Annotated in this window: 16 protein-coding genes; 14 read left to right on the top strand and 2 right to left on the bottom strand. The window is 63.3% G+C overall.

From position 1 onward, the window contains the following. Positions 1-37: 37 nt before the first annotated feature. From GQ651_RS12930 to GQ651_RS12915, 4 genes are all read left to right on the top strand, one after another. Entirely contained in the window at positions 38-805 is a 768-nt protein-coding gene (locus GQ651_RS12930; protein ID WP_160764659.1) for a DnaJ domain-containing protein, read from the top strand. A 452-nt stretch (positions 806-1257) separates the two neighbouring features. Continuing rightward, positions 1258-2385, top strand: coding sequence for a DNA-processing protein DprA (dprA, locus tag GQ651_RS12925; RefSeq protein WP_160764658.1), 1128 nt, complete (start codon positions 1258-1260; stop codon positions 2383-2385). Positions 2386-2484: 99 nt separating this feature from the next. Next, entirely contained in the window at positions 2485-5016 is a 2532-nt protein-coding gene (gene topA, locus GQ651_RS12920) for a type I DNA topoisomerase (RefSeq protein WP_160764657.1), read from the top strand. A 110-nt stretch (positions 5017-5126) separates the two neighbouring features. Then, positions 5127-5678, top strand: coding sequence for a L,D-transpeptidase (locus GQ651_RS12915; protein WP_160764656.1), 552 nt, complete (start codon positions 5127-5129; stop codon positions 5676-5678). 22 nt (positions 5679-5700) lie between these two features. Here the strand turns inward: GQ651_RS12915 and GQ651_RS12910 are convergent, their stop codons facing one another. Then, positions 5701-6159: a DUF2267 domain-containing protein gene (locus GQ651_RS12910; protein ID WP_160764655.1), complete on the bottom strand. Its 459-nt coding sequence runs from the start codon at positions 6157-6159 to the stop codon at positions 5701-5703. A gap of 139 nt (positions 6160-6298) precedes the next feature. On the opposite strand from GQ651_RS12910, the gene GQ651_RS12905 reads away from it, so the two are divergent. The 7 genes from GQ651_RS12905 to GQ651_RS12875 all read left to right on the top strand — a co-directional run bounded on the left by GQ651_RS12905 (position 6299) and on the right by GQ651_RS12875 (position 12085). Next, positions 6299-7003: a CoA transferase subunit A gene (locus GQ651_RS12905; RefSeq protein WP_160764654.1), complete on the top strand. Its 705-nt coding sequence runs from the start codon at positions 6299-6301 to the stop codon at positions 7001-7003. Between the two features lies 1 nt (position 7004). Then, positions 7005-8042 (top strand): PAS domain-containing protein, encoded by a 1038-nt coding sequence (locus tag GQ651_RS12900; RefSeq protein ID WP_160764653.1) that lies wholly within the window; start codon positions 7005-7007, stop codon positions 8040-8042. A gap of 1 nt (position 8043) precedes the next feature. Beyond that, positions 8044-8667: a CoA transferase subunit B gene (locus GQ651_RS12895; RefSeq protein ID WP_160764652.1), complete on the top strand. Its 624-nt coding sequence runs from the start codon at positions 8044-8046 to the stop codon at positions 8665-8667. Further along, a complete protein-coding gene (locus tag GQ651_RS12890; protein ID WP_160764651.1) occupies positions 8660-8950 on the top strand; it encodes a GNAT family N-acetyltransferase in 291 nt (96 codons plus the stop codon). The genes GQ651_RS12895 and GQ651_RS12890 overlap by 8 nt, the downstream gene beginning before the upstream one ends. A gap of 99 nt (positions 8951-9049) precedes the next feature. Beyond that, on the top strand, positions 9050-10069 hold the full coding sequence (locus tag GQ651_RS12885) for a lysylphosphatidylglycerol synthase transmembrane domain-containing protein (protein WP_227258164.1): 1020 nt from the start codon (positions 9050-9052) through the stop codon (positions 10067-10069). Continuing rightward, complete coding sequence (locus GQ651_RS12880) at positions 10050-11357, top strand: FAD-binding oxidoreductase (protein WP_160764649.1); 1308 nt, start codon at positions 10050-10052, stop codon at positions 11355-11357. Before GQ651_RS12885 ends, GQ651_RS12880 begins: the two co-directional genes overlap by 20 nt. Further along, on the top strand, positions 11354-12085 hold the full coding sequence (locus GQ651_RS12875) for an SDR family NAD(P)-dependent oxidoreductase (RefSeq protein ID WP_160764648.1): 732 nt from the start codon (positions 11354-11356) through the stop codon (positions 12083-12085). The genes GQ651_RS12880 and GQ651_RS12875 overlap by 4 nt, the downstream gene beginning before the upstream one ends. Before the next feature lie 9 nt (positions 12086-12094). Here the strand turns inward: GQ651_RS12875 and GQ651_RS12870 are convergent, their stop codons facing one another. Further along, positions 12095-12949, bottom strand: coding sequence for a lytic transglycosylase domain-containing protein (locus GQ651_RS12870; protein WP_319637424.1), 855 nt, complete (start codon positions 12947-12949; stop codon positions 12095-12097). Positions 12950-13314: 365 nt separating this feature from the next. Here GQ651_RS12870 and GQ651_RS12865 point away from each other — a divergent pair, with 365 nt between their 5' ends. From GQ651_RS12865 to GQ651_RS12855, 3 genes are all read left to right on the top strand, one after another. Further along, entirely contained in the window at positions 13315-13500 is a 186-nt protein-coding gene (locus tag GQ651_RS12865) for a Flp family type IVb pilin (RefSeq protein WP_160764647.1), read from the top strand. Between the two features lie 22 nt (positions 13501-13522). Further along, positions 13523-13708: a Flp family type IVb pilin gene (locus GQ651_RS12860; RefSeq protein ID WP_160764646.1), complete on the top strand. Its 186-nt coding sequence runs from the start codon at positions 13523-13525 to the stop codon at positions 13706-13708. A gap of 172 nt (positions 13709-13880) precedes the next feature. Next, positions 13881-14069, top strand: coding sequence for a hypothetical protein (locus GQ651_RS12855; RefSeq protein ID WP_160764645.1), 189 nt, complete (start codon positions 13881-13883; stop codon positions 14067-14069). The last annotated feature ends 47 nt before the right edge of the window (positions 14070-14116 follow it).

Below are 14116 nucleotides of genomic sequence, written 5' to 3'. Positions count from 1 at the left end.
CCGGAGCGGCGGAGCCCTTGGTAAAGAGTGTGTTGATATGAATTTTTTTGAGAAAGCACAGGCGCGTGCCCACGCCCTCAGGACGCTTGGCCTGAGCGGTCATCCGAATGCGGAAGAGATCCGCGCGGCCTATAAGCAGCTGATTTTCGACAATCACCCGGACCGCGCGAGCGGATCGGAAGACCTGTTCCACAAAGTTCGGGATGCCTATGCCATACTGAAGGACGACGCCGGGTTTTCCTCGGCTGATCTGAAGCGGCAGGCGCCAGCCGACATGGGGGACACCAATATCCGGTCCGAATATTCTTCCGAGGATCGCGTCGCGCCCCGTCCCATGCGGACAGCGATGTCCTCGCGGATCACCGATCTGGATCAGGCTCATGCCTCTGAATGCCGCAAGATGCTGGATGAGATCGACTGCTTGGCGGAAACCGATGATGGCGAGGCCTCGCTTCGTGCCAGTATTCTCGACGTGATCAAGGCATCCGATGCGCCCTTCGTGCCGCAAACGAACCACCTGCCCTACGCGGTGCGCCAGAGCGGGCGCAGGATCTCCTACATGGTTGGTGAGTTGATCGCCGAGGGGGTAAACCGCGTCGCGGTTCCGACGGGCGTCTTCACCGACCCGCGAAAGGCTCTTCCCGCCATCGTCCGCTTCAAGTCCGATAAATCCGGGATCGGCACCCATGTCGTCGCGCCCGGCACTCTGGCCGAGTCCTTTCCCGGCGCGAAAAGCGTCCGGGTGCATTTCGGTATGGCGACATGGCCCAAATCGGCGGCCGCAGAGGCCCGTATTCCCGCATAGCAAGTCTTACTGTTCCAGGGGGCATACATTACCCAGGGTGGCTGTTTCAGACCTGTCATGGGCGCCGGTTCATCCGGCGCCCTTTTTTTTCGCGCGCAGGATCGCAGCGGTAAGGTCCACCGGACCTTTCCGTGATCCGCTTCGGCCACTCGAACTTGCGCCCTCGGGCAGGATCGCGGCGCAAAAGTCCACCGGACCTTTCCGTGATCCGCTTCGGCCACTCGAACTTGCGCCCTCGGGCAGGATCGCGGCGCAAAAGTCCACTGGACTTTTTCGTGATCCGCTTGGGCCACTCGGGCTTGCGCCCTCGGGCAGGATCGCGGCGCAAAAGTCCACTGGACTTTTTCGTGATCCGCGATCCTCCCCCAAAATAGCGAGGTCAGGAAAATTTGAGATTAATTCCCCGTTAACCGCTTCCTGTCAGAAGAGGATCAGCAAGAGACGGAGACAGGATGGCCAAGGATTTATCCCCTTCCACCCACCCTCTCACCCCACCCCTCACAGAGGAAGAGTGGCTAGACTGGCTCCGCCTCTTGCGATCACGCCGCGTCGGCGTTTCGACCTTCTTCCGATTGATGCAGGAATACGAAAGCGCCGCTGCCGCGCTTGCGGCCCTGCCTGGGATCGCCGCGGACGCGGGTGTCGAGAACTACTCACCAGCCTCGTTGGACGCCGCCCGGCGCGAACTCGATCAGGGCCGCCTTGCGGGCGCACGGCTTGTGGCCTTCGGCAGCCCTGACTATCCGCCCCTGCTGGCCGATATCCCCGACCCGCCTCCGTTTCTCTGGGTGCTGGGTAACGGTCCCTTACCCGTGGATGCGGTCGCGATTGTCGGCGCGCGGAATGCCTCCTCCCTCGGCACGCGCATGGCGCGGCGGCTGGCGGCTGGTCTGGGCGCGGAGGGCATCGCCGTCGCCTCGGGTCTTGCACGCGGCGTCGACACAGCCGCCCATCTGGCAAGTCTCGATACAGGCACCATCGCGGTGATGGCGGGCGGCGTCGATGTGGTCTACCCCGCCGAAAACGCCGTTCTTGCGCAGGAGATTCAGGACAAGGGCTGGCGCGTCAGCGAAATGCCCCCCGGCACGACACCGCAGGCGCGGCACTTCCCCCGGCGGAACCGCATCGTCTCCGGTCTGTCGCGCGCCGTGGTCGTCGTGGAGGCGGCGGCGAAATCCGGCAGTCTTATCACCGCGCGGACCGCGCTCGACCAGGGGCGCGATGTACTGGCGGTTCCCGGTCACCCCTTCGACGCGCGGGCATCTGGCTGCAATATGCTGATCCGGGACGGTGCCGTTCTGGTGCGGTCGGCGGAAGACGTGATCGAAGCGCTGGCCCATCCTGGCACCGTCACAACGGCAGAGGCGGAGAAAACCGCCGCGCCAGCCCAGACCAGCCTGCCCTTCATCGACCTTCACAAGCAGATTCTGGACCGGCTCGGGCCAAGCCCCGTGCCGGATGACATGATAATCCGCGACCTTGCCGCGCCACCGGCCAGTATCGCAGCCGCACTCACGGATCTCGAGATCGACGGGCAGGTCGTGCGAGGCGCGGGCGGGATGGTGTCGCGCGTGTCCTGAGCCACAGGGCCGGCACCGAATTCTGCGCCCCGTTGACAAGGCTACGCGCCATCCCACATGTAGCGCCGCTATAGTCCGGTGCTTTCCGAAAGGGTTTTCATGCCAGTTGTCGTTGTCGAATCGCCGGCCAAGGCCAAGACAATCAACAAGTATCTCGGCTCTGACTACACCGTTCTGGCAAGCTACGGACATGTGCGCGACCTGCCGCCCAAGGACGGTTCTGTCGATCCCGACCACGGATTCGACATGAAATGGGAGGTCGCGAGCGACTCGAAAAAGCATGTGAAGGCCATTGCCGACGCGCTGAAGGACGACCCGGCTCTGATCCTCGCCACCGACCCCGACCGCGAGGGCGAAGCGATTTCGTGGCACCTGGAAGAAACGCTGAGGAACCGAAAGGCGCTGAAGGCGGACACGCCCGTCAGCCGTGTCGTCTTCAACGCGATCACCAAGAGCGCCGTCACCGAGGCGATGAAGAACCCGCGCCAGGTCGACCGCGATCTGGTCGAGGCCTATCTCGCCCGGCGGGCGCTGGATTACCTCGTGGGCTTCAATCTGTCGCCGGTTCTCTGGCGGAAACTGCCGGGCGCGCGCTCGGCGGGCCGTGTGCAGTCGGTCTGCCTCCGCCTGATCGTCGAGCGCGAGATGGAGATCGAGGCCTTCAACGCGCAGGAATACTGGACGGTGAAGGCCGCGCTGACCACGCCCCGCGGGCAAGAGGTCGAGGCGCGTCTCACAGTGCTTGGCGGCGACAAGCTGGACAAGTTCGACATCCCGAACGAAACCGCCGCCGAGCTGGCCGTGCGGGCGATCGAAAGCCGTGACCTTACCGTGTCGTCGGTCGAGGCCAAGCCTGCCACGCGAAACCCGTCCCCGCCCTTCATGACCTCGACGCTTCAACAGGAAGCCAGCCGCAAGTTCGGCTTCGGCGCGCGCCAGACCATGCAGATCGCGCAGCGCCTCTACGAGGCGGGACACATTACCTATATGCGGACCGACGGCATCGACATGGCGCCCGAGGCCGTGGCGGCCGCCCGCGACGCGATCAAGAACCGCTACAATGCGGATTACCTGCCGGGCGAGGCGCGGGTCTACAAGAACAAGGCCAAGAACGCGCAGGAAGCGCATGAATGTATCCGCCCCACGGACATGACGGCGGATGTGGACAGCCTGTCCCTGCGCGACGGCGATCAGGCCAAGCTCTATGACCTGATCTGGAAGCGGACGCTGGCGAGCCAGATGGCCTCGGCCAGAATGGAGCGGACGACGGTGGATATCGCCTCCGCCGACGGTCAGGTGGTGCTGCGCGCGACGGGTCAGGTCGTGCTCTTCGACGGGTTCATGCGGGTCTACGAGGAAGGCCGCGACGATGTCGTGGACGAAGACGACAAGCGCCTGCCGCAGATGTCGGAAGGCGACCGGATGACCAAGGGCGCGATCACGCCCGACCAGCATTTCACTCAGCCGCCGCCCCGCTATACCGAAGCGACACTGGTCAAGCGGATGGAGGAACTCGGGATCGGGCGGCCGTCCACCTATGCCTCGATCGTCACGACGATTCAGGACCGGGGCTATGTGACCAAGGACAAGAACCGGCTTTTCCCCGAGGACAAGGGGCGGCTGGTGACGGCCTTCCTCGTCAACTATTTCCGCCGCTACGTGGGCTACGATTTCACGGCTAAGCTGGAAGACGAGCTCGACGACATCACGTCGGGCGAGCGGGACTGGCAGGAGGTGCTGGCCCGCTTCTGGCGCGACTTCAAGGCCGCGATCGAGGAGACGAGCGAACTTCGGATCACCGACGTTCTGGAAAAGATCAACGAGGTGCTGGAACCGCATCTCTTCCCGCCGACCGAGGATGGCTCCGACCCGCGCCTTTGCCCGAACTGCGGCGAGGGGCGTCTGTCGATGCGGACCGCGCGCTCGGGCGGGGCGTTCATCGGCTGCTCGCGTTATCCGGACTGCAAGTACACCCGCGCCTTCGGCCCTCCGGGCGCCGAGCCGGAAAGCGCGATCCCGCCCGAGGGCAAGCTTCTGGGCGAGGATGCGGGCGACCAGATCTGGGTCCACAAGGGCCGCTTCGGGCCTTACGTCCAGCGGGGCGAGGTGACCGACGACAACAAGAAACCGCCGCGCCAGTCCGTCCCCGACGGCTGGGCACCCGAAGAGGTGACAATCGAGCAGGCGATCAAGCTTCTGGAACTGCCCCGCAAGGTCGGAGAGCATCCCAATGACGGCGTCCCGATCTGGGCCAATATCGGCCGCTATGGTCCATATCTGAAATACGCCGAGTCGACCTCGCACAAGGGCGGCGTGAACGCCAATCTCGAGTCCATCGAGGATGTCTGGGAAATCGGCATGAACCGCGCCGTTCAGCTGATCGACGAAAAGGCTGCGTCCCGCGGACGCGGTCGCGCCGCGAAGACGCTGAAGGAACTGGGCGACCATCCCGATGGCGGCCCGGTCGCGATCATGGACGGCAAATACGGGCCCTACGTGAAATGGGAAAAGGTCAATGCGACCCTCCCCAAGGACACCGACCCCGAAAGCCTGACCATGGAGCAGGCGGTCGAGCTGATCGCCGAGAAGGCCGGCAAGAAAAAGGGCGGGCGCCGGAAAAAGGCCAGCTGACCGCCGCCGATAGGGCCCGGTCTCAATAAGATGTGACTTGAGAAAACCGGGCGAAAGGCGTCAGGGTCACGCCAAGTCCGAATGGGCACCGAAAAACGAAAGAGCAGTCGATGACCTTCCCCAAACAATCGCGCCGCCGGTTTCTGGCAACCGGTGCGGCCGCATTGGCGGCGCCAACGCTTGTCCGGGCCGAAAGCGCCTCGCGCAACGCGTCGAGTTTCACCGCCCAGGACTGGCGCGATCATTTCCAGAGCCTCGGCACCGGCGCTATCGTGGCCGACACGATATCGCGCGCGCTGCATTACTGGAGCGCCGACGGAAGCGATTATCGCGTCTACGCGACCTCTGTGCCGAAAACGGACGAGTTGACCAAGCGCGGCTATACCGAGGTTGTCCGCAAGAAGGTCGGCCCGGACTGGACGACGACGCCATCCCAGCGCGAGCGCTACCCGGACTGGCCGGAATACATGCCGCCGGGCCCGGAGAATCCACTTGGCACCCACGCGATGTATCTCGGCTGGCCCGCCTATATCATCCACGGCACCCACGACACGCGAAAGATCGGACGCCGGAGTTCGGACGGCTGCATCGGTCTTTACAACCCGCAAATCGCCGAGCTGTTCTCGATCACCCCGGTCGGCTGCCAGGTCCGGGTAATCTGATCCGGACGCGGCACGACCGCGCTCAGTAGAGGCGCTGCGCGAGGTCGGCAGGATCGGCGTTCGGAACCTCCCAAAACGCCCGGGCCTCGGGTGGCAGCTTGGAAAGCGCCAGCTTGAGTTCACGGTGGTTTACGTGCCGCCAGAGGCACCAAGCTACCACTTCTATTGCATTCTCGGGGGTCAGGTTGTGATCGCGCCGCACCTGCCGCGCTTCCGCGTTCATGTCCTGAATGTCGGCAAAAGGGGCGGGATCGGCCACCGGCGCCCAGTTCCGCGTGAAGATGGCGGACAGAACGGCCGGAAGGATACTTGCGAAGGCAAGCCCCTCCTGAACCGTGAGCCGGCGCCGGAAGACCTGAAAAACGGCGTCCACGACGGTATAGGCCGAATTGTCGGAGACCAGATCGGCGCGCGATTTGAGATCGTCGAGAAAGGCGCGGAAATCCCGCGTCGCATGTCGATAGGCCCAGGGCATAGGCATCGTGTTTTCCTCTAGCAACTGCGCATGGAGCTCGGTCAGACTATCAGGGTTTCGCTTTCGTGTCGCCGCGCTGCGGCGATTGACTCCCCCCGCTCCACGGGCGAGAAACTCCGGGAACCTGTTAGGGGAGCGGCAATCCATGAAAAAAGTCTATTCCAGTGCAGCCGAGGCTCTGGACGGTCTCTTGCGCGACGACATGTTCATCGCAGCCGGCGGCTTCGGCCTTTGCGGCATTCCCGAGCTACTGATCGACGCCATCGTCGAGGCGGGCGTGAAGAACCTGACCATCGCATCGAATAATTGCGGCGTGGACGGGTTCGGACTGGGCAAGCTTCTGGATACCAAGCAGATCAAGAAGATGCTGTCGTCCTATGTGGGCGAAAACGCCGAGTTCATGCGGCAGTACCTGTCCGGCGAGCTTGAGCTAGAATTCAACCCGCAGGGCACGCTGGCCGAGCGGATGCGCGCGGGTGGCTGCGGCATTCCCGGTTTCTACACCAAGACCGGCGTGGGCACCGTGATCGCCGACGGCAAGGAAGTGAGAACTTTCGACGGTGAGGATTACATTCTCGAGCGCGGGATCTTCGCCGACCTGTCGATCGTCAAGGCGTGGAAGGCCGACGACACCGGCAACCTCGTCTTCCGGAAGACCGCCCGAAACTTCAATCCGCCGGCGGCGATGTGCGGCAAGGTCTGTGTGGCCGAAGTCGAGGAAATCGTCCCGCGCGGGTCGCTCGACCCCGATCACATCCACCTGCCCGGCATTTACGTGCATCGCATCATCCAGGGCGAGCACGAGAAAAGGATCGAGCAGCGGACCGTGAGGTCGCGAGAGGACGCCTGAGATGGAGAGGAGGGTTAGCGCCCAACCCGGCGAGTTGAGCCACGACGACGCGATCAACCTGTTCTCGTCGTCCAAGGTTGCAATGGTCCTGACCAATCCGAGGATCGAGGACAATCCGATCGTCTACGTCAACAGGGCCTTCGAGAGGCTGACCGGGTACACCTCGGAAAGCGCGGTAGGTCGCAATTGCCGCTTCCTGCAAGGCCCGGCGACCAAGGATTCGGACGTTCAGGCGCTGCGAGACGCGATTGAGCAGAACCTCGATATTTCGATCGTTCTGAACAATCACCGTGCGGATGGCAGCGAATTCAAGAATTCGCTACTGATCTCTCCGATCATCGAAGAAGACACCGACGAGACGCTCTATTTTCTCGGCCTGCAGCGCGAGGTCGAAGCCGATCCCTCCGGCGAGAAGATCGCCGTCATGGAAGAGCTGATCTCCGAAGTGCAGCATCGGGTCAAGAACCACCTGTCCATGATCCTTGGACTGATCCGGATCAAGGCCCGTGAGGCGACCGCGAAGGAAGAATTCGACGACATCGCCCGCCGGATCGAGAGCCTTCAGTTGCTCTACGAAGAGCTGGCGGCGGCGCAGATGCGGGGCAATACGGATCGCGTGCAACTCGGCTCGTATCTTGGCCGGGTGGCGGCGGCGACGTCGCATATCGACGGGCGCGCCGGCGTCCGGATGAATATCGACGTTGCGCCGGTGGTTGTCGAAACCGAGATCGCCGTCCGTATCGGTCTGATCGTCTCTGAAATCCTGACGAATACAATGCAGCACGCCTTTGCCGACCAAGGCACAGGTCTGGTGGAGTTGCGGGTGACCGAAACCAATGACGACGGCATCCGCTGCATGATCACCGATGACGGCATAGGCATTCCGGCTGATGTAAAGTGGCCCAGCCGCGACAGCCTTGGCGGCCGTATCGTACTTGGCCTCTGCGAAGGCATCGGCGCCACGCTGAACGTGGGTCGCGGCGCTGTCGGCACCGTCATCACACTGGACGTACCAAACGCCCGAAAGAAGGAGCTCTGAAATGCCCTGGGACCGTAATCAGATGGCCGAACGGGCCGCGCAGGAACTTGAAGACGGGATGTACGTGAATCTTGGCATCGGCATCCCGACGCTGGTCGCGAACTATGTCGGCGACAAGGACATCACGCTTCAGTCGGAAAACGGCATGCTGGGCATGGGTCCGTTCCCTTTCGAGGGCGACGAGGACCCCGACCTGATCAATGCGGGCAAGCAGACGATCACCGAGCTGAGCCGCACAAGCTATTTCGATAGCGCCACGTCTTTCGGCATGATCCGGGGCGGCAAGATCGCGGCCGCTGTTCTGGGCGCGATGGAAGTTAGCGAAAAAGGCGATCTGGCGAACTGGATGATCCCCGGCAAGCTGGTCAAGGGCATGGGGGGCGCCATGGACCTTGTCGCTGGCGTGGGCCGCGTGATCGTGGTCATGGACCACACAAACAAGCACGGCGAGTCGAAGATCCTCAAGGAATGCACACTTCCGCTGACCGGCAAGGGCGTTGTCGACCTGATCATCACAAACCTCGGTGTGCTCGAGGTCGATCACAAGGGCCTGCACATCGTCGAATGCGCGCCGGGTGTCACCAAGGACGACATCCGCGCCGCGACCGAGGCGAATATTGTCTGAGTTCGAAATCCAGACCGAGATCGACGGCTCGAAAGGCCGCTACGTAATCCGGAAAGACGGCGAAGAGGCGGAAATGACCTTTTCGATCATGTCGCCCGGAATGCGTATCGTGGACCACACGGGCGTACCGGACGCTATGCGCGGCGAGGGCGCGGGCCGCGCTTTGGCCGAGCATCTGGTCGCGGATGCGCGGGCGAACGGCTTCAAGATCGTGCCGCTTTGTCCGTTCGTGAATGCAGAGCGGCGCAAGCATCCGGACTGGGCCGACGTCTTCAGCGTCTGAAGACGGGAGACCGTCGCACCCCGCTGAAAGAATTGTTCGGATTTCCGAAACAAATTCATATTTCCGCCCAAATTTGTCGCTAGCCGAAGGCGGATGGCCATGAGCAGTACATCCACCCGACGCGCGCGGGCGCAGAACGCCGACACCCCCTTCCGGCGGCGGCGCGATATGGCGTTGCTGGGTGGTCTCGTTCTACTCGTGCTCGCGGGACTTGTCGGAACCGCGATGGCCACCGGCTGGGACGAGACTCTGGACGCGCTCACATCTCTGACCGTCCTTCAGATTGTGCTGCTTCTGGCGCTGAGCCTTGTGAACTACATGCTCCGCGGACTGCGCTGGCATCTGTTCTCGTCCCGCCTCGGAACCGGGCTGTCGCTGCTGCAGAACCTCAGGCACTTCATGGGCGGCTTCGCCATGTCGGTCACGCCGGGACGGGTGGGCGAGCTGGTTCGGATGCGCTGGATCGGCCGCGAAGCGGGATGGAGCTTTGATCGCACCGCGCCCCTCGTGCTGGTCGACCGCGCGTCGGATCTCGCCGCGATGGCGATCCTGCTGGCCATCGCGATGACCTTTACAACCACCGGCGTCTCGGGCGCGATGCCCGTGGTGATCCTGTCGCTCATCCTGTCATGGATGGCCTCGCGCCCGGCGATACTGCGGCAGGCCGCCGCTTGGGGCCACGGCATGACCTTGCGCCGCCTTCCCCGCCTTTTCGCTCGGGTCCGTCGTGCCGCACGCGCCATGGGGCGCTTTACCTCGCCCGGCACCATGGTCGTCGCGACGTTTCTCGGCGTGGCAGGCTGGGCCGCCGAAGGGGTGGCCTTTCACCTGCTTCTGGTCTGGATGGGCGCCGATATCGGCCTTGGCACCGCCATCGCGATATTCGTGTTTGCCACACTTGCCGGCGGTCTGACCGGCGCGCCGGGCGGCCTGGGCGGGGCCGAAGCCGCCATAGTCGCGCTTCTCGTCCTCGACGGTGTCCCGCTCGAGATCGCCTTGCCCGCCACCCTCATCATCCGGGTCACCACCCTCTGGTTTGCCATTGCCATCGGCCTCGGGGTCTTCCCCTGGGCCGAGAGACAGTCGAAGAAGAGTTTAGATGCGCTGGAAAACAGTTGAATACAGCGGCTGGGGCCGCGTCGAATCCGCGACGGGCGAGATCGCCCGGCCCGAGCGCGCAAGCACCCTTGCCGCACTGGCCTCCGAACGGCCCGCGCCCGCCATCGGGCAGCGCCGGTCCTATGGCGATGCCTGTCTGAATGACGGCGGCGCGGCGGTAGACATGACGCGGCTGGACCGTGTTCTGGACTTCGACGCGGAAAGCGGCCTGCTGACGGTCGAGGCGGGCGCGACACTTGGCGACCTCGCCCGCATCTTCGCGCCGAAAGGCTGGCTACCGCCGGTCATGCCGGGCACCGGTTTCGCCACCGTGGGTGGGGCCATCGCCATGGATGTCCACGGCAAGAACCACCACGGCGCGGGTTCTTTCGGGCAGCACGTGACATCGCTGGTTCTGATGACGCGCGAAGGCCCGAAAACCGTGAAGCCGGGCAGCGCGCTCTTCAAGGCGACGGTCGGCGGCCTGGGGCAAACAGGACCGGTCCTGTCGGCAACGATACAGATGCTCAAGGCCAAAGGCGACGTGATGATCGTGACCGAACATCGCATCCGCAACTGGGACCATTTCCTCGACCGGTTCGCCCGGACCGACACCACCTATTCCGTCGGCTGGATCGATGCCACCGCGCGCGGCGCCGCCCTCGGCCGTGGCATTCTGGAAGAGGCCGAGACGGGCGGCGGGCTGGTGAAACCCGCAAAGCGCGGCAAACGGGTGCCCTTCAACGCACCCGCCTTCACGCTGTCGCCGCCAGTCGTGCGGGCCTTCAACGCGGCCTATTGGCGGCGCGTGCCGGATTCAGGGCGCACCGTGGTTAAGCCGATCGACGACTTTTTCTTCCCGCTCGACAAGATTCTCGACTGGAACAAGCTCTACGGCAAGCAGGGTTTCCACCAGTTCCAATGCGTGGTCCCGCTGGATCAGGCGCCCGCGCTGAAAGCGATGCTGGACCAGATCGCAGCCTCGGGCCTTGCTTCGCCTCTCGCCGTGCTGAAGCGGATGGGTCCGGGGCGCGCGGGCTACATGTCTTTCCCGATGGAGGGTTACACGCTTGCCGTCGATTTCCCGAATGTCGCGGCGGCGGAACGCCTGATCCGCGCGCTCGAAGGCGACACGGTCGCGGCCGGCGGTCGTATTTACCTTGCCAAGGATGCTCTGGCGAGCGGCGATGCGGTGCGCGCCATGTATCCCGAGCACGGCAAATGGCTGAAGGAAGTGACCAAAGCCGACTCCGACGGCGCCTATCAGACCAGCCTTGTCCGACGCCTGAAGTTGAGGAGCGCGCCATGACGACCTGGATAATCCTTGGCGGGACCTCGACCATCGCCCGCGTCTTCGCCCGTAGTGCCGCCGAGCGCGGCGAGGGCGTTATCCTTGCAGGCCGCGACTTGGACGACCTGAACGCCAGCGCCGCCGATTGCGCCGCACGTGGCGCACCAGTGGCAGAGGCCGTTGCTTTCGACGCAAGGGACCGGAAGAGCATTCTGGGCATTGTCGAGCGCGCCAGGACGCTCGACGCTTTCAGCGTCGCGGTCTTTGTGGGCTCTATGCCGCCGCAGGACCAGATTGACGCCGAGCCCGCGCTGATCGAAGGCACCGTGACCGACAGCTTCACTGGCCCCGCCGAATGCCTGACCCGCCTCGCCCCGCTGATGGAGGCGCATGGGAAGGGAACGGTCGTCGGCGTGGGCTCGGTCGCGGGCGACAGGGGCCGCGTGGGCAACTATGTCTACGGTGCCGCCAAGGCGGGCTTTCATGCCTATCTGTCAGGGCTCAGAAACCGGCTTGGGCGGAAGGGCGTGCATGTGGTGACGGTCAAACCCGGCACCGTGGACACCGCGATGACATGGGGGCTGGACAAGCTGCCGTTCCTTGCGCAGCCGGACAAGATCGTCTCAGACATCTTCCGCGCGGTCGACCGCAAGCGCGACGTTATCTACACACCGATCATCTGGTGGCCGGTGATGACCGTGATCCGGGCGATTCCCGAGCGCATCTTCAAGAAGATGTCGATCTGACGCTCCGCCCTATTGCGACGCCGCCCGGGCGGTGACGAAGACGCAGCCGTCCGAGACCAGATCGGGTGGCGTTAGACAGAGCGATCGCGCAACGGTCCAGGCGGCCAATACCTTGGGCACATATCCCCGTGTCTCGGCATAGGGCGGCACGCCGCCATGTTCTGCCACTGCGCCCTCCCCCGCATTGTAGCCGGCAAGCGCAAGGATCGGGTCGCCGTCGAATTCCTTGAGCAGCCAGTTCAGGTAAGCGACGCCGCCCTTTATGTTCTGCCGCGAGTCCATGCTGTCACTGACGCCGAACCGGGCTGCGGTGGCTGGCATGAGCTGCATGAGGCCCTGGGCGCCGGCATGGCTGACCGCCTCGACCCTCCCCGCGCTTTCCACCGCGATGACCGCCAGAACCAGCGCCGGGGAAACATCGGTGCCGATGGTCGAGGTCAGGATATCGACGCCGTGACGGTCGGCGATATCTCTCAATGTCTGAAGTCGGGGGGTGCGGATACGCATACCGGCCTGCTCCACGGCCGCAATGGCATCCGAAAAGCGCCGCGCCGGATCGACACCAAGGGTGGGCGACACGACTTCCCAATACCAGGAGTATTCGGCCGGCTCCTGCGGCAAGAGCCCCTCAGGCAGTTGGAACGCCGCGGCAGGCCTTGGGTCACCGGGGCGGCGTGTGGTCGAACCGGGCGTGATACGAAAGACCTCGGCCTCGGGATCGATCTGGACGGTGATCCGCTTGCCGCCGCTCTGCCCCGGCGGTCCCACTCGGCGGAAGGTGAAATCGCCCCCCTCCTGCGCAACCTGTGCGGCTGCGGGTGTCACAGAGCCAGGCGCGCCCCCAGCAGCGAGCAGTCCGGCCACCAACACGCCTGCAATTAAGACAGGGCGTTTACCGCTCCATCGGACATTTCCCCAAGAACGCGCGCCGGGCATGTCCGGAAAATCGGGCATATTGTGCACGCTCTGCGGATAGTCTTGCGAATTCGTTCCCATTGCTGCTCTCATAGGTCGGAATGAATATTTATTATTATTATTTATCAGATACTTACGATTTTCCTGCGGTTTAGCCCCTCGGCAACAAAATTGTACGATGGACGCCAAACTCTCGCCCCATTTGACCACGCATATTCACCTCATGCCAAGGCGGCAATGGATCGTTGTTGAGAGGTCGGTCCCTTCAGTCGTCAAGGTGTTCTGAAACTGAGCGTACTTGAATGGAGGGACACATGAAACTGTTCAACGCTTTTCTTAAAGACGAATCCGGCGCCGTCACGGTGGACTGGGTTGTTCTCACCGCTGCTATCGTTGGTCTCGGCATCGCCGTCATGAGCTCGGTAGGCGCCGGTACCACTGCCTACGCTGACAAGATCTCTTCGCACCTCGCGAAGCGCAGCGTCACCACGACCTACTAAGTTCGACATCGGAGACTGAAATATGAAACTCTTCAACGCTTTCCTGAATGATGAATCCGGCGCCGTCACGGTTGACTGGGTTGTGCTCACCGCCGCCATCGTTGGCCTGGGCATCGCCGTCATGAGCTCGGTTGGTGCCGGCACCACGGCCTATGCCGACAAGATCTCTTCGCACCTGGCGAAGCGCAGCGTCACCACCACCTACTAATCAGGTCGGTCACTACGCTTTGGCTTAGGCCGCGCGCAGGCGCGGCCTTTTCCTTTTTTATCAGATGGTTACATAAGATATTTACAAGTAATCGCCAAATTCAGGCCACAATCGAATGAAAGAACGAGATGGTTAGGACCGCACGCGGTCCATTAAGATTGGAGATTGAGTGATGGAGAAACTGATCCGCACCTTCGCTCGAAGCGAGGACGGCGCCGTCACGGTGGACTGGGTTGTTCTGACAGCCGCAATCGTCGGCCTCGGGCTGGCCGTTATCCTGTCAGTCGCGAGCGGAGCATCCGACATGGCGACCGGCGTCGGCGGGCACCTGAACGACGGCAAGGTCACAACAACTTACTAAGGCGGAAGCGATGCAGGCCGGGTCCGGCAACACTGCACGAGATCTTC

This window comes from Kangsaoukella pontilimi, from assembly GCF_009830125.1.
Classification (GTDB): domain Bacteria; phylum Pseudomonadota; class Alphaproteobacteria; order Rhodobacterales; family Rhodobacteraceae; genus Kangsaoukella; species Kangsaoukella pontilimi.
Note: the sequence above shows the minus strand (reverse complement) of the source record. Positions and strands in the feature narration are given on the sequence as shown.

Coding starts and splice junctions, on each gene's coding strand:
- GQ651_RS12930 (WP_160764659.1), top strand. CDS start 38: ATGAATTTTTTTGAGAAAGCACAGGCGCGTGCCCACGCCCTCAGGACG.
- dprA (WP_160764658.1), top strand. CDS start 1,258: ATGGCCAAGGATTTATCCCCTTCCACCCACCCTCTCACCCCACCCCTC.
- topA (WP_160764657.1), top strand. CDS start 2,485: ATGCCAGTTGTCGTTGTCGAATCGCCGGCCAAGGCCAAGACAATCAAC.
- GQ651_RS12915 (WP_160764656.1), top strand. CDS start 5,127: ATGACCTTCCCCAAACAATCGCGCCGCCGGTTTCTGGCAACCGGTGCG.
- GQ651_RS12910 (WP_160764655.1), bottom strand. CDS start 6,159: ATGCCTATGCCCTGGGCCTATCGACATGCGACGCGGGATTTCCGCGCC.
- GQ651_RS12905 (WP_160764654.1), top strand. CDS start 6,299: ATGAAAAAAGTCTATTCCAGTGCAGCCGAGGCTCTGGACGGTCTCTTG.
- GQ651_RS12900 (WP_160764653.1), top strand. CDS start 7,005: ATGGAGAGGAGGGTTAGCGCCCAACCCGGCGAGTTGAGCCACGACGAC.
- GQ651_RS12895 (WP_160764652.1), top strand. CDS start 8,044: ATGCCCTGGGACCGTAATCAGATGGCCGAACGGGCCGCGCAGGAACTT.
- GQ651_RS12885 (WP_227258164.1), top strand. CDS start 9,050: ATGAGCAGTACATCCACCCGACGCGCGCGGGCGCAGAACGCCGACACC.
- GQ651_RS12880 (WP_160764649.1), top strand. CDS start 10,050: ATGCGCTGGAAAACAGTTGAATACAGCGGCTGGGGCCGCGTCGAATCC.
- GQ651_RS12875 (WP_160764648.1), top strand. CDS start 11,354: ATGACGACCTGGATAATCCTTGGCGGGACCTCGACCATCGCCCGCGTC.
- GQ651_RS12865 (WP_160764647.1), top strand. CDS start 13,315: ATGAAACTGTTCAACGCTTTTCTTAAAGACGAATCCGGCGCCGTCACG.
- GQ651_RS12860 (WP_160764646.1), top strand. CDS start 13,523: ATGAAACTCTTCAACGCTTTCCTGAATGATGAATCCGGCGCCGTCACG.
- GQ651_RS12855 (WP_160764645.1), top strand. CDS start 13,881: ATGGAGAAACTGATCCGCACCTTCGCTCGAAGCGAGGACGGCGCCGTC.